At 70.2% G+C, this 22655-nt stretch carries 27 protein-coding genes; 9 read left to right on the forward strand and 18 right to left on the reverse strand.

Annotation, left to right across the window (positions count from 1 at the left end):
* Window positions 1-6: 6 nt before the first annotated feature.
* From grxD to FIF60_RS03865, 4 genes are all read right to left on the reverse strand, one after another.
* Window positions 7-348 carry a Grx4 family monothiol glutaredoxin gene (gene grxD, locus FIF60_RS03850; RefSeq protein WP_144184021.1) on the reverse strand — a complete coding sequence of 114 codons (342 nt, stop codon included), beginning with the start codon at window positions 346-348 and terminating at the stop codon, window positions 7-9.
* 42 nt (window positions 349-390) lie between these two features.
* Window positions 391-627, reverse strand: coding sequence for a BolA family protein (locus FIF60_RS03855; protein WP_129255844.1), 237 nt, complete (start codon window positions 625-627; stop codon window positions 391-393).
* Window positions 628-649: 22 nt separating this feature from the next.
* Window positions 650-2842: a phosphoribosylformylglycinamidine synthase subunit PurL gene (purL, locus tag FIF60_RS03860; RefSeq protein WP_144184228.1), complete on the reverse strand. Its 2193-nt coding sequence runs from the start codon at window positions 2840-2842 to the stop codon at window positions 650-652.
* A 99-nt stretch (window positions 2843-2941) separates the two neighbouring features.
* A complete protein-coding gene (locus tag FIF60_RS03865; RefSeq protein WP_144184023.1) occupies window positions 2942-3799 on the reverse strand; it encodes a hypothetical protein in 858 nt (285 codons plus the stop codon).
* A gap of 226 nt (window positions 3800-4025) precedes the next feature.
* Here FIF60_RS03865 and ppk2 point away from each other — a divergent pair, with 226 nt between their 5' ends.
* Window positions 4026-4907 (forward strand): polyphosphate kinase 2, encoded by an 882-nt coding sequence (ppk2, locus tag FIF60_RS03870; RefSeq protein WP_144184025.1) that lies wholly within the window; start codon window positions 4026-4028, stop codon window positions 4905-4907.
* On the opposite strand, the gene purQ is transcribed toward ppk2, so the two are convergent.
* The 6 genes from purQ to FIF60_RS03900 form a co-directional block, all read right to left on the reverse strand.
* On the reverse strand, window positions 4904-5593 hold the full coding sequence (gene purQ / locus FIF60_RS03875) for a phosphoribosylformylglycinamidine synthase subunit PurQ (RefSeq protein ID WP_144184230.1): 690 nt from the start codon (window positions 5591-5593) through the stop codon (window positions 4904-4906). The genes ppk2 and purQ overlap by 4 nt on opposite strands.
* A gap of 10 nt (window positions 5594-5603) precedes the next feature.
* Window positions 5604-5822 carry a hypothetical protein gene (locus FIF60_RS03880; RefSeq protein WP_144184027.1) on the reverse strand — a complete coding sequence of 73 codons (219 nt, stop codon included), beginning with the start codon at window positions 5820-5822 and terminating at the stop codon, window positions 5604-5606.
* 10 nt (window positions 5823-5832) lie between these two features.
* Complete coding sequence (purS, locus tag FIF60_RS03885) at window positions 5833-6084, reverse strand: phosphoribosylformylglycinamidine synthase subunit PurS (protein WP_275426709.1); 252 nt, start codon at window positions 6082-6084, stop codon at window positions 5833-5835.
* Window positions 6081-6845 carry a phosphoribosylaminoimidazolesuccinocarboxamide synthase gene (purC, locus tag FIF60_RS03890; RefSeq protein ID WP_144184029.1) on the reverse strand — a complete coding sequence of 255 codons (765 nt, stop codon included), beginning with the start codon at window positions 6843-6845 and terminating at the stop codon, window positions 6081-6083. The genes purS and purC overlap by 4 nt, the downstream gene beginning before the upstream one ends.
* A 131-nt stretch (window positions 6846-6976) precedes the next feature.
* Window positions 6977-7423, reverse strand: coding sequence for an anti-virulence regulator CigR family protein (locus tag FIF60_RS03895; protein WP_144184031.1), 447 nt, complete (start codon window positions 7421-7423; stop codon window positions 6977-6979).
* 4 nt (window positions 7424-7427) lie between these two features.
* A complete protein-coding gene (locus FIF60_RS03900; protein ID WP_144184034.1) occupies window positions 7428-8186 on the reverse strand; it encodes an NRDE family protein in 759 nt (252 codons plus the stop codon).
* A 63-nt stretch (window positions 8187-8249) separates the two neighbouring features.
* On the opposite strand from FIF60_RS03900, the gene FIF60_RS03905 reads away from it, so the two are divergent.
* Window positions 8250-8588 carry a DUF1476 domain-containing protein gene (locus tag FIF60_RS03905; protein ID WP_144184036.1) on the forward strand — a complete coding sequence of 113 codons (339 nt, stop codon included), beginning with the start codon at window positions 8250-8252 and terminating at the stop codon, window positions 8586-8588.
* Window positions 8589-8662: 74 nt separating this feature from the next.
* Here the strand turns inward: FIF60_RS03905 and purB are convergent, their stop codons facing one another.
* Window positions 8663-10030, reverse strand: coding sequence for an adenylosuccinate lyase (gene purB / locus FIF60_RS03910; protein ID WP_144184038.1), 1368 nt, complete (start codon window positions 10028-10030; stop codon window positions 8663-8665).
* A 123-nt stretch (window positions 10031-10153) separates the two neighbouring features.
* Between purB and FIF60_RS03915 the strand changes: the two genes are divergently transcribed.
* The 5 genes from FIF60_RS03915 (at window position 10154) to FIF60_RS03935 (ending at window position 14207) form a co-directional block, all read left to right on the forward strand.
* Entirely contained in the window at window positions 10154-10864 is a 711-nt protein-coding gene (locus FIF60_RS03915) for a YjbE family putative metal transport protein (RefSeq protein ID WP_144184040.1), read from the forward strand.
* 91 nt (window positions 10865-10955) lie between these two features.
* Entirely contained in the window at window positions 10956-11363 is a 408-nt protein-coding gene (locus FIF60_RS03920; RefSeq protein ID WP_144184041.1) for a hypothetical protein, read from the forward strand.
* A gap of 72 nt (window positions 11364-11435) precedes the next feature.
* Window positions 11436-12461 (forward strand): protein-methionine-sulfoxide reductase catalytic subunit MsrP, encoded by a 1026-nt coding sequence (gene msrP / locus FIF60_RS03925; RefSeq protein ID WP_144184043.1) that lies wholly within the window; start codon window positions 11436-11438, stop codon window positions 12459-12461.
* 31 nt (window positions 12462-12492) lie between these two features.
* Window positions 12493-12801 carry a hypothetical protein gene (locus FIF60_RS03930; protein ID WP_144184045.1) on the forward strand — a complete coding sequence of 103 codons (309 nt, stop codon included), beginning with the start codon at window positions 12493-12495 and terminating at the stop codon, window positions 12799-12801.
* On the forward strand, window positions 12798-14207 hold the full coding sequence (locus tag FIF60_RS03935; protein ID WP_144184047.1) for a sigma-54-dependent transcriptional regulator: 1410 nt from the start codon (window positions 12798-12800) through the stop codon (window positions 14205-14207). Before FIF60_RS03930 ends, FIF60_RS03935 begins: the two co-directional genes overlap by 4 nt.
* Window positions 14208-14228: 21 nt before the next feature.
* On the opposite strand, the gene FIF60_RS03940 is transcribed toward FIF60_RS03935, so the two are convergent.
* From FIF60_RS03940 to FIF60_RS03970, 7 genes are all read right to left on the reverse strand, one after another.
* Window positions 14229-14561, reverse strand: coding sequence for an Hpt domain-containing protein (locus FIF60_RS03940; protein ID WP_144184049.1), 333 nt, complete (start codon window positions 14559-14561; stop codon window positions 14229-14231).
* 75 nt (window positions 14562-14636) lie between these two features.
* The gene (locus FIF60_RS03945) at window positions 14637-15083 is read right to left on the reverse strand and encodes an NUDIX hydrolase (protein WP_144184051.1); all 447 of its coding nucleotides are present in this window, start codon (window positions 15081-15083) and stop codon (window positions 14637-14639) included.
* 7 nt (window positions 15084-15090) lie between these two features.
* On the reverse strand, window positions 15091-16173 hold the full coding sequence (locus FIF60_RS03950; RefSeq protein ID WP_144184053.1) for a DUF4340 domain-containing protein: 1083 nt from the start codon (window positions 16171-16173) through the stop codon (window positions 15091-15093).
* Window positions 16174-16207: 34 nt separating this feature from the next.
* On the reverse strand, window positions 16208-18154 hold the full coding sequence (locus tag FIF60_RS03955) for a GldG family protein (RefSeq protein WP_144184055.1): 1947 nt from the start codon (window positions 18152-18154) through the stop codon (window positions 16208-16210).
* 1 nt (window position 18155) lies between these two features.
* Window positions 18156-18890, reverse strand: a complete 735-nt coding sequence (locus FIF60_RS03960; protein WP_144184057.1) for an ABC transporter permease subunit — start codon at window positions 18888-18890, stop codon at window positions 18156-18158.
* Window positions 18891-18892: 2 nt separating this feature from the next.
* A complete protein-coding gene (locus tag FIF60_RS03965) occupies window positions 18893-19870 on the reverse strand; it encodes an ABC transporter ATP-binding protein (protein WP_204251098.1) in 978 nt (325 codons plus the stop codon).
* A 130-nt stretch (window positions 19871-20000) separates the two neighbouring features.
* A complete protein-coding gene (locus tag FIF60_RS03970) occupies window positions 20001-20690 on the reverse strand; it encodes a GntR family transcriptional regulator (protein ID WP_144184059.1) in 690 nt (229 codons plus the stop codon).
* A gap of 23 nt (window positions 20691-20713) precedes the next feature.
* Between FIF60_RS03970 and FIF60_RS03975 the strand changes: the two genes are divergently transcribed.
* Window positions 20714-22129, forward strand: coding sequence for a thioredoxin (locus FIF60_RS03975; RefSeq protein ID WP_144184061.1), 1416 nt, complete (start codon window positions 20714-20716; stop codon window positions 22127-22129).
* Window positions 22126-22653, forward strand: a complete 528-nt coding sequence (locus FIF60_RS21895; RefSeq protein ID WP_204251099.1) for a UGSC family (seleno)protein — start codon at window positions 22126-22128, stop codon at window positions 22651-22653. The genes FIF60_RS03975 and FIF60_RS21895 overlap by 4 nt, the downstream gene beginning before the upstream one ends.
* Window positions 22654-22655 lie beyond the last annotated feature (2 nt).

Raw genomic sequence — 22655 nt, forward strand, 5'->3', positions numbered from 1 at the left:
CCGCCTTCAGCTGACGGCCGGCTTCACCTCGACGCCCTTCTCGGTGAGCAGCGTCTCGAGCTCGCCCGACTGGAACATCTCGGTGACGATGTCGCAGCCGCCGACGAACTCGCCCTTCACGTAGAGCTGGGGGATCGTCGGCCAATTGGTGAACTGCTTGATGCCGTCGCGGATGCCGGGGTCCTCCAGCACGTTCACGCCTTTGAACTTCACGCCCATGTGCATGAGGATCTGCACGACGCGGGCGGAGAAGCCGCACTGCGGGAACATCGCGGTGCCCTTCATGTACAGCACCACCGGGTTCTCGGTGATGTCGGCCTGGATTCGCTCGAACACGGGGTTGGACATCGCTTGGTCCTTCACGTGGGTGTTGGCGCGGGGGCGCTTGGTTCAGTCTTGCGGCGGCGAGGTCTGCAGCGCAAGCGCGTGCAGCGCCCCGCCCATGCGCCCCTGCAGCGCGGCATAGACCATCTGGTGCTGCTGGACGCGCGACTTTCCCTTGAACGCGGCGGAAACCACTGTCGCGGCATAGTGGTCGCCGTCCCCGCGCAGGTCCTCGATCGTCACCTGCGCGTCGGGCAGGGAGGCCCGGATCAGCGCCTCGATCTCGCCAGCCGACATTGCCATTGGGGTTCCGGCTGCTCCTGTCTCACGCCTTCATCAGTCCGGGCAGCCAGGCGGCGTTCGCCGCGCGGAGCCTCTCGACGGATATGGAGAACACGCCGGCCAAGGTCAATTCCTGCCCCCCCGTACGGCCGAGATGCCTGGCGGGAACCCCCGCTGCGGCCGCGCGGGCGAGGAAGGCCGCGCCATCGGCGACGGCCACGACGTAGCGCGCCTGATCCTCGCCGAACCACCAGCCATGCGCCGGCACACGCTCGGGCGAGGCAAGCAGCACCGCGCCGGTGCCTGAGGCCATCGCCATCTCGGCCACCGCGACGAGCAGCCCGCCATCGGAGACGTCATGGCAGGCGGTGACGGCGCCAGAGAGGATCGCGGCGCGGACGAAATCGCCGTTCCGGCGTTCGGCCTGGAGGTCCACCGGCGGCGGCGCACCCTCCTCGCGGCCGGCGATCTCGCGCAGCCAGAGGGACTGGCCGAGATGCCCGCGCGTCTCTCCCACGAGCACGAGATCGAGACCTGGCGCCAGCGCAAGGCCGACGGCCTGCGCGGCATCCTCGAGGACGCCGACGCCGCCGATCGCGGGCGTGGGCAGGATCGCGCGGCCGTCCGTCTCGTTGTAGAGGCTGACGTTTCCGGAGACGACCGGGAAGTCGAGCGCGCGGCAGGCCTCGGCCATGCCGCGCACGCATCCGGCGAACTGCCCCATGATGCGCGGCCGCTCGGGGTTGCCGAAGTTCATGTTGTCGGTGATGGCGAGGGGCCGCGCGCCCACCGCCGTGATGTTCCGCCAGGCCTCTGCCACCGCCTGCGCGCCACCCTGCTCCGGGTCGGCGACACAGTAGCGTGGTGTGCAGTCCGTCGTGATGGCGAGCGCGCGCCTGAGCCCCTCGAGCTTCACCACCGCGGCATCCGCCCCGCCCGGGCGCTTCACCGTCTGCCCGCCAACGGTGCTGTCGTACTGGTCCCAGATCCACGCGCGGGAGGCGAGGTCGGGCGAGGCGATGAGTGTCTCGAGCGCCGCCCCGAGCCCCACCGGGTCGGGCACGGTCGCGGCATCGAGCAGGGACTGTCTCGGCGTCTCCTCGGTCGGGCGACGGTAGAGGGGAGCCTGGTCGGACAGCGGGGCAAGCGGGATGATCGCCTCCGTCCTCCCCTTGTGGCGCACCTCGATCATCCCCGTGTCGGTCAGGTGCCCGACCACGGCGAAGTCGAGCTCCCATTTCTCGAAGATCGCGCGCGCCTGCTCCTCGGCGCCGGGGCGGAGGATCATCAGCATCCTCTCCTGGCTTTCCGAGAGCATCATCTCGTAGGCGGTCATCCCGGTCTCGCGCTGGGGCACGTGGTCGAGGTCGAGAACGATGCCGACGCCGCCCTTGCCGGCCATCTCGACGGAGGAGGAGGTGAGGCCGGCCGCGCCCATGTCCTGGATCGCGACGATCGCGTCCGTCGCCATCAGCTCGAGGCAGGCCTCGATCAGCAGCTTCTCGGTGAAGGGGTCACCCACCTGCACGGTGGGGCGCTTCTCGTCCCCCTCGTCGGCGGCGAACTCGGCTGACGCCATGGTCGCGCCATGGATGCCGTCGCGACCCGTCTTCGACCCGACATAGACGACGGGGTTGCCGACGCCTGCCGCGGCCGAGAGGAAGATCCGATCGGCCGGGGCGATGCCGACGGTCATGGCGTTGACGAGCGGGTTGCCGTCATAGGCCGGGTGGAAGTTCACCTCGCCGCCCACGGTGGGCACGCCGACGCAGTTGCCGTAGCCGCCGATGCCGCGCACCACGCCATCGAGGATGCGCCGGGTGCGCGCGTTCTCCGGGCTGCCGAAGCGGAGCGCGTTGAGGTTGGCGACCGGCCGCGCTCCCATGGTGAACACGTCGCGCAGGATGCCACCCACGCCGGTCGCCGCACCCTGGTAGGGCTCGATGAAGGAGGGGTGGTTGTGGCTCTCCATCTTGAAGATAGCTGCGAGCCCATCGCCGATCGCGATCACGCCCGCGTTCTCTCCCGGCCCGTGGATCACCCAGGGCGCCTTGGTGGGCAGCTCGCGCAGCCAGACGCGGGAGGATTTGTAGGAGCAGTGCTCCGACCACATGACCGAGAAGATGCCGAGCTCGGTGAGGCTCGGCTCCCGCCCGAGGATGGCGAGCACGCGCTCGAATTCGTCGGGCTTCAGGCCGAATTCGGCGGCGAGCTCGGCGGCGCGCGGGCGGGCCAGGGTCTCGTGGGGCAGGGTGTCGGTGGTCACTCGGGCGCTCTCCGTGTCTTCCCGCGTGAGGGGCCACGGGCAGCGCGCCGCGTCAAGCGGGCAGGAGGTTCAGTCGGCCCGGAAGCGGCTGAGCCCACGGATCGTGACGGGCAGGTCATGCCTGCCCGTCGCCAGTGAGATGGCTCCCTGCCCCTCGACGAGCGTAACCGCGCGACGCGTCACGCCGCTCCTGAGGTCACTTGCGGTCCAAGACGTAGCGCTTTGGCGCACGTTGAGCGCTCGTTGGCCCGACTCATTGCGTTGGCGGTTTACAGTCAAGTCGGCCGCGCATCTCCAGACGACGACGTCGTTCGGGCCGATCTTCGACATGCCCTCGACCCTGCATTGCACGGGAACGATTATCTGGCCGGTCCCTGCTACACCTCGCAGGGCAAAATTCTCCGTCATCGTTTCGCCCTGCGCCAGCAGCCCGCGTGTCCGGTCCAGAACACTCGAAAGCCGGCCTTCGAACCCCCTGAGCGCGCCTTGCTCATCCGATGTTGTCGGCAAAACCAGAGGATCCTGGAAGCGGCGGTTCCGGATGGCACCCGAACCGGTCCATTCGGCTGACAGCATGGCTCCGCGATATGGACCTTCCGTCACAGTCGCCGTAATCCGCTGCCATTGGGCATCGACCATCGCGTACGAGAGATCGCCGCAGTTCCGCTCCATTATCAGAAGCTGACGGGCGTGCAACCACCCCTCGAAGGAGAATTCGTCGCAGAATCGCATCTTCGCGTTGATCAGTGTCGTCCCCGCGATGATCGGCGTGGCCAGGGGAACGACCGGCGCATCCAGTCCCAGGTCATCCGGCCCGACGGTCGCGGGCAGAGCGATTTTGGTCGGCTGCACCGCAGGCGTGCCACCGGGCTGAGCGCAGCCTGCGACGAGCAGCACGACCAGCCCGGACACCAACCGACCGATCATCCTGCTCTTCTCATGACGACGCGATTGTGGCCCAGTCCTGGAGGAATGAAGCGAAGTCGTATCATACGCCTCGGTACGGTGTCAGGACGAATCTTCTGTCGTCTGCAGGGGCGCGCACGGGGGGCATTGCCTGCCTGCAGGACACGTTCTTGATCCAGGTCATGGTTCATGGAGTAGCCGAGCACGATCATGGCGTGACCGGCGACGACTGAGGGGAGCAGGACGCATGGCAAAGAAGCATCGGAAGGAAAAGGACAAGGCCAGGAACGGCGGCGGCGAGGCCGCCGCGTCGGCGGAGTCGCCCGCGCGCGACGAGCGCTTCAAGCCCGACGGCACGCTTTCGCGCAAGGCCTACGAGGCCGCGCTGCGCGAGCTGCACGTCGAGCTCGTGAAGCTGCAGGAATGGACCAAGGCGACGGGCGCGAAGATCTGCGTCGTCTTCGAGGGGCGTGACGGGGCGGGCAAGGGCGGCACCATCAAGGCGATCACCGAGCGCGTCAGCCCGCGCGTGTTCCGCGTCGTCGCGCTGCCCGCGCCGACGGAGCGCGAGAAATCACAGATGTACGTGCAGCGCTACATCCCGCATCTGCCGGCAGCGGGTGAGATCGTGATCTTCGACCGCTCCTGGTACAACCGCGCCGGCGTCGAGCGTGTCATGGGATTCGCGACCGATGAGCAGGTGGCCAGGTTCCTGGCGATGGTGCCTGCGGTCGAGAAGGCGGTGGTCGACAGCGGCGTCATCCTGCTGAAGTACTGGCTCGAGGTGAGCATGGAGGAGCAGACGCGGCGGCTCGAAGCGCGCATCAATGACGGGCGCAAGACCTGGAAGCTTTCGCCGATGGACCTGAAGAGCTACAGCCGCTGGTACGAGTACTCGCGCGCGCGCGACGAGATGTTCGCAGCGAGCGACAGTTCCTGGGCGCCCTGGTACGTGGCGCATTCGGACGACAAGAGGCGTGCACGGCTGAACATCATCCGCCACCTCCTGAACCACATTCCCTACAAGTCGCCGAAGCGGGAGAAGGTGGTCCTGCCGAAGCGGCAGAAGGCGGAGGACTACGTGGAGCCGGACTATCCCTGGAAGGTGATCGGCGACACGGTGAGCTAGGCAGCCGAAGCCAGGCTCTCGAACAGAGGCAGCCCGTCGGTGCCGCCCATCAGCGGGTCCACCAAGTCCTCGGGGTGGGGCATCAGGCCCAGGATGCGGCGGTTTTCCGAGAAGATGCCAGCGATGTAGCGCGCCGCCCCGTTCAGCGCCGCCGCGGGCTCCGCCTCGCCCTTGTCGTTGACGTAGCGGAACGCCACCAGGCCCTCGCCCTCGAGCCGATCGAGTACCGCCTCGTCAGCGACGTAGTTGCCGTCGCCATGCGCCATCGGCGCGCGGATGATCTGGCCGCGCTGGTAATGCGCGGTGAAGGCCGTGTCGGTGCGCTCGACGCGCATCAGGCAGTCCATCGAAAGGAAGCGCAGCGTGGCGTTGCGCAGGAGCGCGCCCGGAAGCAGGCCCGCCTCGCAGAGGATCTGGAACCCGTTGCACACGCCGAGGGTCAAGCCCCCGCGCCCCGCATGGGCAGCGACGGCGCGCATGATCGGCGAATGCGCCGCCATCGCCCCGGTGCGGAGGTAGTCGCCATGGCTGAACCCGCCCGGCAGAACCACGAGGTCGAGCCCGGCGGGGAGTTCGGCGTCGCGGTGCCAGAGCATCGCGGGGCGGCGGCCCGTGGCGCGCTCGAGCGCGATCGCCATGTCGCGCTCGCGGTTCGTTCCCGGAAATACGACGATGCCTGCCTTCAGCGCGCCCATCCTACCCGCTCCACCAGGTGCCAAGCCTTAGCCAGTGCATGCCCATCAGCGTCACCAGCGTAACCACGACGGCGATGGCGGCGGCGTCGAACCAGAGCCGCACGGCCGCCCGCTTCTTGGCGACGAACCCTGCCGGCGACGGCGCCGTCTGCCTCCGCTTCAGCGCCCAGGCGATGATCACCGTCAGCACCACGAAGACGAGGAGTGAGGCCTTCACCATCGACGGGGCCTCAGACGATCTCGACGCGGAAGCTCTCGATCACGCTGTTGGCCAGAAGCTTGCGCGCCATCTCCTCCGCGGCGGCCTTCGCCTTGGCGGGGTCGGTCTCGGCCAGCGCGAGCTCGATCACCTTGCCCGCGCGCACGTCCTCGACGCCGGCGAAGCCGAGCGTGCCGAGCGCATGCGCGATCGCCTTGCCCTCGGGGTCGAGCACGCCGGACTTGGGCATCACTGTCACACGGGCCTTGAGCGTTCCGCTCACTGCATGGTCTCCGGGCCCTTCATGTCGCGCGTGCCGGCCTCGGGAAGGATGCCGAGACGGCGGGCGACCTCCTGGTAGGCCTCCTCGACCTTGCCGAGGTCGCGCCGGAACCGGTCCTTGTCCAGCTTCTCGTTCGTCTTGGTGTCCCACAGCCGGCACGAATCGGGCGAGATCTCGTCGGCCAGCACGATGCGCATCTCCTCGTTCTCCCAGAGCCGGCCGAACTCCAGCTTGAAGTCGATGAGCCGGATGCCGACGCCGAGAAAGAGGCCGGTGAGGAAATCGTTCACCCTGAGCGCGAGCGCCATGATGTCGTCGAGGTCCTGCACCGACGCCCAGCCGAAGGCGGTGATGTGCTCCTCGGCCACCATGGGGTCACCGAGCTGGTCGTTCTTGTAGTAATACTCGATGATCGAGCGCGGCAGGGCGGTGCCTTCCGGGATGCCGAGGCGGGTGGACATCGAGCCTGCGGCGACGTTCCGCACGACGACCTCGAGCGGGATGATCTCGACCTCGCGGATCAGCTGCTCGCGCATGTTCAACCGGCGGACGAAATGCGTCGGCACACCGATCTCGGCGAGCCGCATCATGATGAACTCGCTGATGCGGTTGTTCAGGACGCCCTTGCCGGTGATGACACCCTTCTTCTGGGCGTTGAAGGCGGTCGCGTCGTCCTTGAAGTACTGGACGAGCGTGCCGGGTTCCGGCCCCTCGAACAGGATCTTCGCCTTGCCTTCGTAGAGCTGCCTTCGGCGGGCCATCGCAAACACACTCCTTCCCCCGTCAGCGCGGGGTCCCCGTAGGGTCGGGGGTATAGCACGGGGCAGGAGCCCTGCCATCGCCGCGCTGCGGCAGGGCCGCCCCGCGCCGGGCGTGGTCCAGTCGTCCTCGGCTATCTGCCGCGCACGAGGTCCTGAACGAGAAGGCTGCCCGATTGGGCAAGCACGACCGCGGTGCCGACCACGAGAACCTCGTATCCAGGCCTCGGGAGGAGCTGCGACAGCAGCCCCTGGGGCGCGGCGCGGCGCGCGATGCCTGGCGGCAGCGGCTTGCCGCGGGCAAGGTTGCGCGCGATCCCCGGCGGCAAGGGCTGGAGCGCCCCGGCATTGGCGGTCAGCCAGGCGGTGATGCGCGCCTGCTCTGTGGCCGTGAAGACGAGGGAGAGCTCCGCCGCGCCTGCTGGTGCCTGGGAAGGCGGGCGCTGGCCGGAGTTCCGTCCCTGGCCCTGGCCTTGTCCCTGGCCCTGGCCTTGCCCCGGGCCGCGGTCGGGCGGCTGCGCGCGGGCGCCACCGGCAAGGAGCAAAGAGAAAACGAGAACGCGCCGCGCGATCCTTGTCATCGGGTCAGGCTCGCGCCGAACGCGCCTCCTGCGCAAGGGGCACGGGCCGGAACGGCGCCGCCCCGGCAGGGCCGGCGGCGAACAGCCAGACCGCCGGGGTGTCATCCCTCGGCAGGAAGACGAGGCTCGCGGCGACGGTTCCGTAGCCGAGGTCCGGCGGGATGGTCAGCCCGCCGCGCCGTCCTGCCCCCGCCTCGGCATCGGTCGCGCCAAGCGCCTCCGCCCAGGCGTCGGCGGTGGAGGGGGCCGGGTGGGGAAGGGCGCGGAATCGCGGCAGGTGGCGGCGCGCGCGGGGCGTGCCGGCCTCGTCCAACCCTATGGACGTCACCATGCTCACCCCTTCGCCGAGCCGGGCGGCCGCGAGGGTCCCGTCGCCATCACCGATGATCAGCCAGGCGCCGGCGCGGTCCGCCACCACGAGGTTGAACGGCCGCCAGGCCCGCGCAGGCAGGGACGCCATGGCCTCCGCGGCGCGCGCGGCCGTGCCGTGGCCGAGCGCCAGAAGCGGCAGCTCGCCGCGGGAGCGGAAGCCCTCCGCCGGCCCGAGCGAGCCCGGGCGGTTCAGCACGGCCGCGACCGTGCCGCCGCGCATCGCCATCCAGGTTCCACCCGCGAGCCTGTCGCGGCCGCCGACCACGCCTGGCCGGTCGGGCCAGTGCGCGGCAGGAGGGTCCCACGGCCGGTCGAGCATCTCGTCGCGATTCGCCGCGATCGCGATGGGCCAGGCCGCATCGGGGCGGTGGCTGATCACCACGGTGCACATGGCGTGTGCTTCTGCTACACCCGGGCCGAGCACGCCAAGCCCGTGTTTGTGGGGGAGATGACGATGAGCACCGATGCCTTCGCCGACCGTGAGAAGGGGTTCGAGGCGAAGTACAAGCTCGACCAGGAGCAGGAGTTCCGCGCCCAGGCCCGGCGCAACCGGCTGTTCGGCCTCTGGGCTGCTTCCAGGCTCGGCAAGTCCGGCGCCGATGCCGAGGCCTATGCCAAGACGGTGGTGGCGGCCGACTTCAGCAAGCCAGGCCATGACGACGTGATCGAGAAGGTCGCCTCCGACCTCGCGGCCGCGGGCATCGCGGCGACGACGGCCGAGTTGCAGGAGGAGTACGCCAAGGCGCTGGTCACGGCGCGGCAGCAGGTGGCGGCCGAGGGCAGCTCGAGCTGAGAGACGGTCCTGCCGGGTGACGAGCCACGGCGATCCGCCGGACGCGTCACCCCGAGCGCCTCACGCCAAGCGCGTCACCCTCCGTCGACATCGCCGGGCCGGGGCTCGGCGTCGCCGAAGACGCGGGCGAGCACCGCGTCGACATGCCTGAGGTGCAGCATCGGATCCATTGCCCGGTCGATCGCAGCCGGGTCGAGATGCGCCGTGACCTCCGTGTCGGCGAGCAGGTTCTCGCGGAAGCTCCGCCCCTCCGCCGTGCCGAGCCTGGTCCAGGTCGCCATCGCGTTGCGCTGCACGGCGGCATAGGCCGATTCGCGCGTCATCCCCGCCTGGGTGAGCGCGAGAAGCACCTCACCCGAATGCACGACCCCGCCGAGCGCCTCGACATTCGCCGCCATGCGCTCCGGGTAGATCACGAGCTTCTCCATCATCCCCGCGAGCCGCTGCAGGGCGAAGTCGAGCGCGATCGTCGCATCCGGGGCGATCACCCGCTCGACCGATGAGTGGGAGATGTCCCGCTCGTGCCAGAGCGCGACGTTCTCGAGCGCCGGCACGACCATGCCGCGGACGAGGCGGGCGAGCCCCGTCAGGTTCTCCGACAGCACCGGGTTGCGCTTGTGCGGCATCGCCGAGCTGCCCTTCTGCCCGGGATGGAAGAACTCCTCCGCCTCGCGCACCTCCGACCGCTGCAGGTGCCGCACCTCGACGGCCAGCCGCTCGATCGACGAGGCGATGACGGCGAGAACGGCAAAGACCATCGCGTGCCGGTCGCGCGGGATCACCTGCGTCGACACCGGCTCGACGGCAAGGCCGAGCCGGGCGGCGACGAAGGCCTCGATGGACGGGTCGACATGCGCGAAGGTGCCGACGGCACCGGAGATCGCGCAGGTCGCGATCTCCCGCCGTGCCTGGCGAAGCCGCTCGCGATTGCGCGCGAACTCGGCCCAGTGGCCAGCGAGCTTCAGCCCGAATGAGGTCGGCTCGGCGTGGATGCCGTGGCTTCGCCCGATCGTGACGGAGTGGCGATGCTCGAGCGCGCGCGCCTTCAGCGCCTCGAGAAGGCGCGCCAGCCCCCGGTCGATCAGGTCGAGCGCCTCGGTGAATTGCACCGCGAGCGTGGTGTCGAGCACGTCCGAGCTCGTCAGCCCCTGGTGCATGAACCGCGCCTCCGGCCCGATCCCCTCGCCGAGCCAGGTCAGGAACGCGATCACGTCGTGCCGCACCTCTGCCTCGATCGCATCGATGCGCGCGATGTCATCCTCCGAGATCGCCGCGATCCGCGGCGCGCCCTTCTCGCGGATGACGCGCGCCGCCTCGGCCGGGATCTGCCCCATCTGGCCCTGGCGCTCCGCGACAAGCGCCTCGATTTCGAACCAGATGCGGTAGCGGTTCGCCGGCGACCAGATCGCGGCCATGGCAGGGCGGCTGTAGCGTGGGATCATCCAGGTCCTCGTCCTCTGGCCTCGTGATGTCGCCGCTTCTCTGCGCCGAGTTCCGAGGGTTGACAAGAACCGGCCGCTCGCCGCGTATGGCGCCGGTCTTTTCGCGGCAACAGGCGCGCTTCCATGGAACTGGCTTTCTCCACGTCGCAGCTCTGGGCGCTCGCCCAGGTGGTCCTGATCGACATCGCGCTCGCTGGAGACAACGCCGTCGTCGTTGGCATGGCCGCGGCGGGCCTTCCGCCCGAACAGCGCCGCCGCGCGATCATCCTCGGCATCGCCGCCGCGGCGATCCTGCGCATCTTCTTCGCGCTGATCACCGTCATCATCCTCGACATCGCCGAGCTCGTCTTCGCCGGCGGGCTGCTGCTCGTCTGGGTCTGCTACAAGATGTTTGGCGAGCTCCGCGGCGCCCACGCGGCCAGCAGCGAGCATGCCGCGGAAGGCTTCGACGCCAAACCGAAGACCTTCGCCGCGGCAATGTGGCAGATCACCATCGCCGACGTGTCGATGAGCCTCGACAACGTCCTTGCCGTTGCCGCCGCATCGCGCGACCACCCCTACATCATGGCCTTCGGGCTCGCGCTCAGTGTCGTCCTGATGGGCGTGGCGGCGAGCTACATCGCGCGGCTTCTCGACAAGCACCGCTGGATCGGCTGGGCCGGGCTCATCCTCATCGTCTACGTCTCGCTGAAGATGCTCTGGGACGGGTGGCCCGGCGTCGCCCGCCATTTCGGCCTCTCCCCCGACCCGACCGTCGCGATCAGCGTGATCGGCGCGGCCATCGCCCTCTACGTGGCGGCGGACCTCGTCCTGAAGCGAAGAACCGGACCCTGAGGCGGCAGCGTCGCGGCGTCAGGCTGCCGCGACGCCAGGCCTGCTGCGGATCGCCCTCGCGCCGACACGGTGCCATGCCCATCATCCTGGCATGCGCAAAACCGCCCTCATGCTCGCCCTCCTTGCCGCCGGCTGCGCAACCGTGCCGCATGCCTGGCAGAACCCCGAGACCGGCGCCCTCGCCTCCGCCGAGGAGATGACCGAATGCCGCATCGAGGCTGACCGAGAGGCCCAAAGGAGCGTGATGCTCTACGGCTGGGGCGGGGTCGCCTACCCCTGGGGCTGGCGCCGGGGCTACGTTGCGCCCGGCTGGGGCATGGGATGGGCATCGCCTGGCCTCGCGATCTCCCAGCGGGCGTACGAGCTGACGGCCTTCTGCCTGCGCGTGAAGGGCTATCGCTGGCTGCCGATCCAGCCCACCACGGCGTCGCCGCCCGCCGGCAGTGAGGGCGACGCCCCGGCGGATGGGAAGCCGCCGGAGGAGAAGCCGGCCCCGTGACGCGACTGTGAGCTAACCTTTTCGGGGCCGGCTTCCATACACACCTGAACAGCCTCACGAAGGAGCCCAGCCATGCCCGTCCACCGCCGCCCGTCCTGGCGCCTGCCCGAAAGCGACGCGACGCCCGAGCAGGCTGTCCTCGCCCACGGTGAGGCGAGGCGGGCCAATCCGTCCCGGCGCGCCATTCTCGGCGGCGCAGCCGGGCTCGGCATTGCCGCCGCGGCAGGCGGCTATGCCGCCTTCGCCCAGGGACGCGACCCGATGGGGTGGTGGGACGCGCAGGCTGGCAACGACCCGACCAAGCCGCTCTACCCCGCCGCGCGGAACGACCGCTTCGCCCTCGACCGGCCTCTGACCGAGCCGCGCGAGGCCGTGACCTACAACAACTTCTACGAGTTCGGCAGCCACAAGGGCATCTGGCAGGCAGCGCAGCGCCTGGAGACGCGGCCCTGGACGGTGACGATCGACGGGCTGGTGCCCAACCCGCGCACGGTGGACATCGACACGCTGATCAAGCTGTTCCCGCTCGAGGAGCGGCTCTACCGCTTCCGCTGCGTCGAGGCCTGGGCCATGGCCGTACCCTGGACGGGCTTCCCGCTCGCCTCGCTCATCCGCTGGGCCGAGCCGCAGGCGGGCGCGAAGTACGTGGTGTTCCAGACCTTCCAGAACCCCGCCATCGCGCCCGGCTTCCGGCAGACCTGGTACCCCTGGCCCTACACCGACAGCTTCACCATCGAGGAATGCGGCAACGAGCTCGCCTTCCTGGCGACAGGCGTCTACGGCAAGCCCCTGCCGCCGCAGATGGGCTCGCCAATCCGCCCGATAACTCCCTGGAAATACGGCTTCAAGCAGCCCAAATCGATCACGCGGATCAGCTTCGTCGCGGAGCGCCCCGTGGGATACTGGGAGAAGCTGCAGCCCTCCGAGTACGGGTTCTGGGCGAACGTGAACCCCGAGGTGCCGCACCCGCGCTGGAGCCAGGCGTCCGAGCGGATGCTCGGAACGGGCGAGCGCCGTCCGACGATGATCTGGAACGGCTATGGCGAGCAGGTGGCCGACCTCTATCGTGGCCTTGAGCGCGAGCGCCTGTTCGCGTGAATGCTGGAAAGTAACGTAAGATAACGTCGATATGAGACTGTTTTTTCGGCTTTTGCTCGGGCTGCTCGGCGTGGTGTTGCTGATCGCTGCGGTCTGGCCGGCGGCTCGCGAGGCGATGGCGCTCGCCAGCGGCGCCCATGCCTTCATCCCCCTCGGCCAGCTGTGGTTCGAGATCGATCCGCCGAGCCTGAACATGACGCAGGCCGGTATCCAGCGCCACGTGGCGCCGTGGCTCTGGGACGACCTGGTCCAGCCTCTGCTCGAGCAGCCAGCCTGGCCGGTACTCGCGGCCCTCGGCCTCCTGTTGCTCTGGCTTCGGCCGCGCGCGAGGGCGGCATGACGGCGCCGGCTTCTGCCGGCGCGAGGGTCCTGCTCGTCGAGGACACGCGCGCGCTGGCAGAGCTCTACCGCTCCTACCTCCGCGACGCACCCTGGTCGCTCGACCATGCGGCGACGGCGGCCGATGCCCGCTCCGCGCTCGAGCGGTCCGGCGCCGATGCCGTCCTGCTCGACCTCCGCCTGCCCGACGCAGACGGGCTCGACCTGCTCCGCGAAATCCGCGGCCGGGCCGCGCCGCCCCCTGTGATCGTCATCACCGCCAACGGCTCCGTCGCCACGGCGGTGGCGGCGATGCAGGCCGGCGCGGCCGACTTCCTGGTCAAGCCCTTCCCGCAGGAGCGCCTGGTCGTCACCCTGCGCAACGCGCTCGACCGGGCGAGGCTCGCCCGCGAGGTCGCGACGCTGAAGGAGGCCGTCGACCGCACCTCCTATTGCGGCTTCATCGGCGCCGCCCCGGCGATGCAGGCGGTCTACCGGATTATCGACAACGCGGCGGCCAGCCGGGCGACGGTGTTCATCACCGGCGAATCGGGCACAGGCAAGGAGCTCGCGGCCGAAGCGGTGCATGCGGTGTCGCCCCGGCGGGAGGGGCCGTTCGTCGCCATTAATTGCGCCGCCATTCCCCGCGAGCTGATCGAGAGCGAGGTGTTCGGCCATGTGCGCGGCGCCTTCACCGGCGCGGTAGCAGACCGCGCCGGCGCGGCCGCCCAGGCGCAGGGCGGCACCCTCTTCCTCGACGAGATCTGCGAGATGGACCTCGCGCTGCAGGGCAAGCTGCTGCGGTTCATCCAGACAGGCGCCTACCAGCGCGTCGGCTCGACGCGTCTCGAGCAGGGCGACGTGCGCTTCGTCTGCGCCACGAACCGCGACCCTCTTGCCGAGGTGAAGGCCGGGCGGTTCCGCGAGGATCTCTACTACCGGCTGCACGTGATCCCGATCGAACTGCCGCCGCTGCGCGAGCGGGGCGAGGACATCGTGTTGCTGGCCGACCGATTTCTCGAACGCTTCGCGGCAGAGGAAAGAAAAGGATTCAAGGGCTTGTCGCCAGATGCTGAGGCAGCGCTGCTGGCCCATGCGTGGCCAGGCAACGTGCGCGAGCTTGAGAACGCGATCCGCACGGCCGTCGTGCTGAACGACGGCCCGGTGCTGACCGCGGCGATGCTGCCCGGGCGGGTTCTCGCGGCAGCCCCGCCGGCCGAGACGCTCGCGGCGCGCAAGCCGGCACCGCTCACCTCGGCGGGGCGCGGCATCCGGCCACTTGCGGAGATCGAGCGCGAGGCCATCGAGGCAGCGATCGAGGCCTGCGGCGGCAACATCGCCCAGGCCGCGGCCGCCCTCGGCGTCTCGCCCTCGACGATCTATCGAAAGCGGCTCGCCTGGGAGACCGAGCCCGCGCAGGTGGGCTGAGCCGTTCGCTCGTTCTTTCGGCTAGGCGCGCGCTCGCAATTCGGCGAGCGCCTCATGCACACCGCATTGCAGAACGCAAAATGCCTGCTGCACGGCAAGCCGGTCACCCTGCCGGGCGATCCGCTCGACACGCGTTGCGTCCTCCCCAAGGGCTGACAGGCCGAAGGCAAGCGCGCCGGTGGCGAGCGCATTGGCTTCCTGCGCGGCGTCGGGGAGCTGGGCTGCCTCGACCGCGCGGGCGATCGCGTCGATGCGCCGCAGCAGTTCCGACGAGAACATCGCCGCCCGTGCGGCCCGATGCTGTTCGCTTTCCTGCGCGACGCTTCTGATTCTGTTTCGGATGCCGCCGTCCATTGCCGGTGAAATCCAGGTGCCGTGTCCTGCGCGCCATGCAAGGCGCGTGCTAGGCAGCGCGCGAAGGCCGCTAGGCTACAGGGATCGCTGGCCGAGAAGCGACGCGGCCTTGCCGATCACCGCCCGCGTCCGGTCCCAGAGCGGGAGCTCATCGAGGGTGGCGAGCGGCACCCAGGCAAGCGCGGCGCAGTCCCCGCCCGCGACCGCGACGCCGTCGGGCGCGAGGCCGGCGAAGTCGATCAGCGTGTAGTGGAAGCGCACACGCCCCGCCTCGTCGCGCACGATGGCATCGACCACCTCGACGAAGGTGAGCGCGCCGTCGATCGCGAGCCCGGTCTCCTCGAGGATCTCCCGGCGTGCGGTTTCCTCCACCGTCTCGCCGAGTTCCTGCCCCCCGCCGGGGAGCGACCATTCGCCGAGCCGCGGCGGCGTGCCGCGGCGGATCAGCAGGACCGCATTCTCGCGGAACAGGACGACGCCGACGCCGATGCGCGGATGGCTCGGATACTCGCGGCCGGACACGCGCCGCTCAGGACGGGTCCTGCGGTGCCGCGGCCGCGACGTCCTCGGGCCGGAGCAGCAGGATGTCGGTCTTCCAGTCCACGAGGTTGTAGGCCCACGGCGCGTGGCGTGCGGCGAGTGCTTCGGCCTCCGCCCTGGCTTCCTCGGCTGGCTTGATCTCAGCCGGCGCGTTGTCGGGCCGCTGGCTTGGCTCGGACCAGGTGGCGGCGATCAGCGCCCAGCGCTTCTCCTCCGCCTCGACGATGCGGAAGGTAACGGTGATGCCGTCGAACGTCGTGAAGCGCGCCTCTCCCAGCGCCGTGGCGGAGGCGACAGATGCGGCCGGACGGACATCGTTGAAAGTGAGGTATTCGAGCGCCCGCGGCAGGTCGTCGATCTTCGCCTGGTCGGCGCGGAAGCCTTCCGGTGCACCCGCCATCTCCGCCTGCTCGAGATCGGGGCTGCGGCGTTCGACGCGAAGGGGCTCGGCGCCGGCACGCGCCGTCGTCGCCGTCGCGACGCGCTGGCGGCGGATGTCGAGGATCTCCCGCTCGACCCAGAGCAGGGGGTCTGTATCGGCGCGCAGGCTCCCTTCGGCAAGGAAGCTCCGGTTCTCGCCCGGGCGCCGGATGTAGATCGCCTCGGGCAGGTTGCCCGCGGTGCGGATGCGCCTTCGGCCGAGGATCGCCTCGGCGATCGCCTGGCCCTGGCCGTCCTTCACCGTCAGCAGCTGGCTCGTTCCGCCCGCGACGCTGACGTCCTCGAGGCCGAGGCGCGAGAAGAGCTCTGGGTTGCCCGTGCGCTCCTCGACCAGGCGAAGCTCGGCGAGGCCCGCGAACAGCTCCCGCACACGCTCGGGCCGAACCGGGAAGCCGCCGCGGTCGGCAAGCCCCCAAGTGCCGTCCTTCTCTGCGAGCGAGAGCGTTCCGTCATGGCGGCGGATCTCGATCGACCGCGCATTGGCGAGCCTCTGGGCGATGCCGGGAAACACGGGCTGGCCGATGATCACCGCCTCTGTGCGCGTCCGCTCGCCCGTTGTCAGGACCAACGTGGCCGCACCCGCGGCAGCCACCGCGCCGATGCCGAGCAGCAGGATCCCCCGACGGGTCATCGCCTCCCTCCGTCGCGCGTCACGTCACGCGCCGTCATGCCCGCACCGCGTGCGGCTCCTCCGCGCGGCGGGCGCGGCGGCGGATGCGCCAGATGCCGAGAAGCACCGCGACGATCGCGACGACGACCGGAACCGCGACGATCGCCGCGAGCTTCACGACGCGTTCGAGCCCCTCGATCTCGCGGCGAAGGTCGCGCTGCACCGCGCGAAGCTCCTGCCTCGTCTCGACGATGTCGCGCCGCGCCTCCTCGATGGCCGCGCGCTGCTCGGCCGTCAGCACGACCTCGGCGCGGCCGCGCTCGGCCGGCGTCGCCCCGCCCTGGCGAAGCTCGCGCAGCTTGCGCTCGGTCTCCTGCAGCTTGGTCTGCAGCGCCTGCTCGCGGGTGCGGTACTCGGCTTCGGCGCGGCGGCGCATGCCGTCGACGAGCTCGAAGGGCCGTTGGCTCTCGCCGCGGCTGCGCAGCCCGATCAGGGCGTCGGAGCCTGCGAGGTTGTCGAGCGTGTTGATGACGAAGGCGCCGTTGTCGGCGGTCGGCTGCGCCACCTGCTGGCCGAAGAAGTCCTGCACCCGAACCCAGAACCGATCCTCGAGAATGTCGGTGTCGGCGACGATGACGAGGTTGGCGTTGCCCTCGCTCCGCGCGAGATGCGGCCGCGTCCGCGCAGGCGCTTCCTCTCCCTCCGCCGGCGCGGGGGGGCCGTCGGGGAAGGCGGAGGGGAGCTGGCCGCGCACCCGGGCAGCCAGCGTCAGCGCCCGGCCGCCCGGGCGGAACTCCGCGAGGATGGCGGACGGGTTCGGGTCCGCCCGCACCTTCTCGGCGGGCAGCGGGGCGGCTTCGGTGCTGGTGGTCACGAGCGGCTCGAAGCTGATCGCAGCCCCCTCGCGGGGGGCGAGGAAACCCGTCGAGCCGAAGGCGATCTGGTTCAGCTCTCCCGTCACCACGTCGCCGCGCGCGATCTGGCCGGGGCCGGAGGCCGCGAACCAGGCCACGTAGTCGACCGCCTGCACGCGGTCCTGCGGGCCGGCGCGCACGCGGAATGCGCCGCGCAGGTCGCCGGCCACCTGGTCCTTGTCGTAGGAGATGCCCCAGGCCTCGAGCAGGCGCTTGAGGTCCGACGCCGTGTCGGTCTGCGGCCGTCCGCGCGGGTCGGGGCGGAAGGCCTGCGCCTCGGAATGCGGATCGACGAGCAGCATCAGCCGCCCGCCGCGCATCACGAACTGGTCGATCGCGTACTGCGCGCGCTCGCTGAGATTCTGCGGATGTGCGACCATCAGCACGCCGATCTCGGCATCGACCTCGGCGACGTCGAGCGGCACCTCCTTCACCTGGAGGAACTGACGCATCTGCGTCATCACCACCCAGGGCGGGGTGGGGCGGCCGCCCATGCCGCGCATCTCGCCGTTCACCGGCAGCCCGGTCATGACCCCGACGACGGGCCGGCGCGGGTTGGAGAGCTCGTAGACGAGGCGGGTGAGATCTGCCTCGAGGAAGCGCTCGCGCTCGGGCTGGAAGAACGGGATCGTCCTCTCGTCGTCGAGCAGGTTCGAGCCGGCGAGCCCGAAATACACCTGCTCCCCCGACTGGTCGACCGGCACGCCCTGCAGCCCGTAGGCGAGCGCGCGGTCCTCCACCTCGGAGAAGGGCTCGGGCTCGTAGAACTCAAGGCGGATCCTGCCGTCTGCGATGGCCGCGTACTCGGCGAGGAACTCGCGCACGCGGGTGGCGAAGCTCGCATAGACCGGGATCTCGCGACCGAGCCTTTCCGAGTAGTAGAGGCGAAGCGTGATCGGCTCCTCGAGCCCGCGCAGGACGGAGATCGTGCCGTCCGACAGCGTGTAGAGGCGCTGCTCCGTCAGGTCGATGCGGAAGCGGCCGAGGAACCGGTCGGCCAGGACGTTCACGGCGACGGCGAGAACGAGCGCGGCGATCAGGCCGAACGCGCCGAGCAGCCGGCGGGCAGGGGGCTTCCTCGCGCTCATCTCAGCCGACCTTCTTGAGCTCGACGATCACCGCGTTGGCGTAGAGCCAGAAGCCGATGAAGGTCACGAAGAACACGAGGTCGCGCACGGCGATGACGCCGCGGGTGATGCTGTCGTAGCGGCCGATCAGGCTGATGCGCCGCGCCGCCTCGAGCACGCCCGAGGGCACCGCATCGGCCACGAACCCCGCAACGACGGGGCTGCCGAAGACGGTGAAGACGAAGCAGGCTGCCGTCGCCAGAACGAAGGCGATCACCTGGTTCTTGGTCAGCGCCGAGACGGCGGCGCCGACCGCGAGATAGCAGCCAGCGATCAGCAGCGACCCGGCATAGCCCGCGAGGATCACGCCGTTGTCGGGCGTGCCGAGCATGTTGACGATGACGACGAAGGGGAAGGTCAGCGCGAGCGCGATCGCCGTGAAGGCCCAGGCCGCGAGGAACTTGCCGAGCACCGCCTGCCACATCGCGACCGGCAGCGTCAGAAGCAGCTCGATGGTTCCCGTCCGCCGCTCCTCGGCCCACAGCCGCATGGTGATGGCGGGGATCAGAAGCAGGTACAGCCAGGGATGGAAGGTGAAGAAGGGCGCGAGATCGGCCTGGCCGCGCTCGAAGAAGGAGCCGACCGAGAAGGTCAGCGCGCCGAGCATCACCAGGAAGATGACGATGAAGACATAGGCCACCGGGGTGGCGAAGTAGGCGGCGAGCTCGCGCCGCGTGATCGCGAGAAGAACCTTCATGGTCAGGCTGCCTGGCTCGTCTCTGGATGGGCAGGGCGGCCCGTGGTGATGTCGCGGAACACCTCGTCGAGGCGTCCGCGCTCGATGCGCAGGTCCCGCGGCGCGATGCCGGCGTTGGAGAGAGCGGTGCGCACGGCACCTTCGAGCGGCACGCCGGAGGCCGGCAGCGCGGAGATCGCGAGCAGGCCATCGCTCGGCGCCTCCTCCGCCTCGACTGAGTGGACGTCCGGCAGTTGCGCGAGCGCGGCGATTGCGGCGACGCGCTGCTCCGGCAGGACGCGGACGGTGACGGCGTTGTGCCAGCGCGAGCGCGCGGCGAGCGCGCCCGGCGCGGCATCGGCCACCAGGCGGCCGCGCGCGATCACCACCGCGCGGGTGCAGATCGCCTCGACCTCCTCGAGGATGTGCGTGGAGATCACGATCGCCTTCTCTGCCGCCATCGCGGTGATGAGCCCGCGCACCTCGTGCTTCTGGTTTGGGTCGAGCCCGTCGGTCGGCTCGTCGAGAACGAGCACCTCGGGGTCGTGCAGGAGAGCCTGGGCGAGGCCGACGCGGCGCTTGAAGCCCTTCGAGAGCGCCTCGATCGGGTAGTAGACGACATCGCCAAGGCTGGTCGCCCGCATCGCACGCTCGACCCGCGCGTGCTTTTCCGCACCGGAGAAGCCGCGCACGGACGCCACCCAGTCGAGGAAGGCGAGGACGGTCATGTCCGGGTAGGTTGGCGCGCCCTCTGGCAGGTAGCCGAGGCGGCGCTTCACGGCGAGCGGCTCGTCGAGCACGTCATGGCCGCAGAGGCGCGCGGTACCGGACGTGGGGGTTAGGAACCCCGAGATCATCTTCATGGTGGTGGACTTGCCCGCGCCGTTCGGCCCGAGGAAGCCGAGCACCTCGCCGCGCGCGACGGTCATCGACACGTTGTCGACCGCAACAACGGGCCCGAATCGCTTGGTCAGGCCGTCGACCTCGATCATCGCCGCCATGCGGCTCAGCTCTCCCCCGTGACGCAGCGAAACCGGCCGCGATGTAGAAACGGCGACGCGTCCGATCAAGCCAGGGACGATCGGTGCGCCGGATGGACGCGGGGCGGTTGACCATGCGCCACCCCGCAGGTCAAGGCGCGAGGCCGGGCCGGGGGCGTCCGGGGCCGCTCACGTTCGGGCGCGCGCCGAGAAGCCGCGCCACGCCTTCGACATGGGCGGCGAGCAGCGCGGCAGCCTCCTCGGGCCTCCCCGCGGAGAGGGCGGCGGCGATCGCGCGGTGGCCCGCGATGGCGGATGCCACGCGGGGCCGCGTGGCGGGAAGGGTGTGGCGAAGCGCCCGCACCTTGTCTGCGATCGCCCGGTGCGCCTGCGCGAGATGGGGGTTCGCCGCCGCCGAGACGATCGCTGCGTGGAACGCCGTGTCTCTCTCTTCGCAGGCCTCGAGATCGCCCGCCTCGAGGGACTGCGCCGCGCCGTCGCACAGCCCGGCGAGCCGCGCGGCGAGCGCCCCGGGGTCTGGCGCGAGCCGGATCGCGCCGGTCTCGAGCACCCCGCGGAAGGCGCAGAGAGCGGCGATTTCCCCCGGCTCGGGCCGGAACACGAAGGTTCCCGATTGCGGTCGGATGGTGACGAGCCCTTCGGAGGCGAGCGCGAGGATTGCCTCGCGCACCGGCGTGCGGCTGACGCCGAGCTCGCCCGCGAGCGCCTTGTCGGAAATGCGCGCGCCGAGACGGAGCGTGCCGGAGGCGATGAGCTCGCGGATCGCTCCGGCGAGGCTCGCCTTCATCGGGCCCTGTGCCGAGGGCTGGACGTCATCCATACTGATATACTAGCATATCAGGCATGCCCAGCTACACCGCCTTCCTCAAGCGCGACTGCGAAACGTGCCAGGCCGTCGTCCCCGTGCTGGCCGAGCTGCGCGCGCGCGGCCACGCGCTGACCCTGCATGTCCAGGACGATCCCGGCTTCTATGCAGCCCTCGATCCGCGCGACGACACCGCGCTCGAACACTCATTCCGCGCGGGGATCGAGACGGTGCCGACGCTGATGTCCGAGGACGGGAAGCGCGTCGAGGGGTGGAACCGTGCCGCCTGGGAGGCGCTGACCGGCGAGTCCGGGCTCGGCGCCGAGCTTCGCCTCGTCCAGCCGGGCTGCGGCTCGAAGACGCGCGAGCCCTTCGTGCACGAGGCCCTCGCCGCGACGTTCGGCCCCCCGGTTCTCGCCTCGCGCGGCGTGACGCTCGGCGACTACGACGACGACGCTGAGGCCTGCTACGACCGTGGCTGGAGCGACGGGCTTCCCGTCGTGCCGCCGACCGATGCGCGAATCCTCCGCATGCTCGGCGGGACTGAACGGCGGCCGGACGAGATCGTCGGCACGATCCCCCCCAACCTCGCGCCGTGCACGGTGGAGAAGGTGGCGATCAACGCCGTCATGGCGGGTTGCCGGCCCGAGTACATGCCGGTGCTTCTCGCCGCGCTCGAGGCTGCGCTGGACCCGGTGTTCACGCTGCATGGGCTCACCTGCTCCACCTGCTTCTCCGCACCGGTGATCGTGGTCAACGGGCCGATCGCACGGCGCATCGGCATGAACAGCGGGGCGAACGCGCTCGGCCACGGTAACCGTGCAAACGCAACGATTGGCCGCGCGCTGAACCTGATCGTGCGCAATGTCGGCGGCGCGATCCCCGGCCAGATCGACCAGGCGACGCTCGGCGGGCCGCACAAGGTGGGGTTCTGCTTCGCGGAAGCCGAGGACGATCCGACCTGGCAGCCGCTCGCCCAGGCGCGCGGCGTAGCACCTGGTCGAAGTGCGGTGACGCTGTTCCAGGGCGAGGGCATCCAGGGCGTGATCGACTGGAAGAGCCGAACGGCGGAGGAGCTTGCGCGCTCGCTCGCGCTCTCGCTGCTTGCCGTGGGGCACTGGAAGCTCTGCGAGTTCTTCAACGCCATCCTCGTCCTGTCGCCGGAGCACCACGCGATCTTCCGCGACGCGGGCTGGGGGCGGGCGGAGGTGGAGGCGGCGCTGCGCGAGGCGCTTCGGCGGCCGGGGCGCGATGTCGTAGCCGGAGCCGGCGGCGTGGGCGAAGGCATGCCAGCGGCCCGCGCGGCGGAGATGATCGACAAGTTCTGGCCGGAAGGGCTTCTCGTGGTCCGCGCCGGCGGGGCTGCGGGGCTCTACTCGGCGATCTGCGCTGGCTGGACAGGCGGGCGGTTCCGCGCCGAGAGCCGGCCGGTGACGCGGGAGATCGAGGCATGACCGTGACGCTGCGCGACCCCACGGCTGAGATCTCCGGCGCGCTTCGGCGGCGCGTTCCGCCGCCCACGTCACTTCTGGGTGTCACGGTCGCCCTGCTCGACATCGGCAAGATGCGCGGCGACGAGTTCATCGACCGCCTCGAGGCCCTGCTGGCCGAGCGCGGCATCGCGACGCGCCGCTTCCGTAAGCCGACCAACACGCGCACCGCGCCCGTCGAGACGCTGCAGGAGATCGCGACCACCTGCGGTGCGGCGGTGATCGCGCTCTCCGATTGCGGGTCCTGCACCTCATGCTCGACGCATGACCTGAACGACCTCGACCGCCGCGGCATTCCGGGCGTGAGCGTGATCACCGAGACCTTCGTCGAGCCCTTCGCGGCGCAGTGCCGCGCCATCGGGTTCGACGGCGCCTCCGTGGTGGTCGCGCACCCGGTGCAGAACCGCACCACGGCGGAGCTCCACGCCATGGCAGAGGTCGCCTTGCCGCGCATCCTTGCCGCGCTCGGGGTGGCAGCGGCACACTGAAG

This window comes from Elioraea rosea, assembly GCF_007644105.1.
Taxonomy (GTDB): Bacteria; Pseudomonadota; Alphaproteobacteria; order Acetobacterales; family Acetobacteraceae; genus Elioraea_A; species Elioraea_A rosea.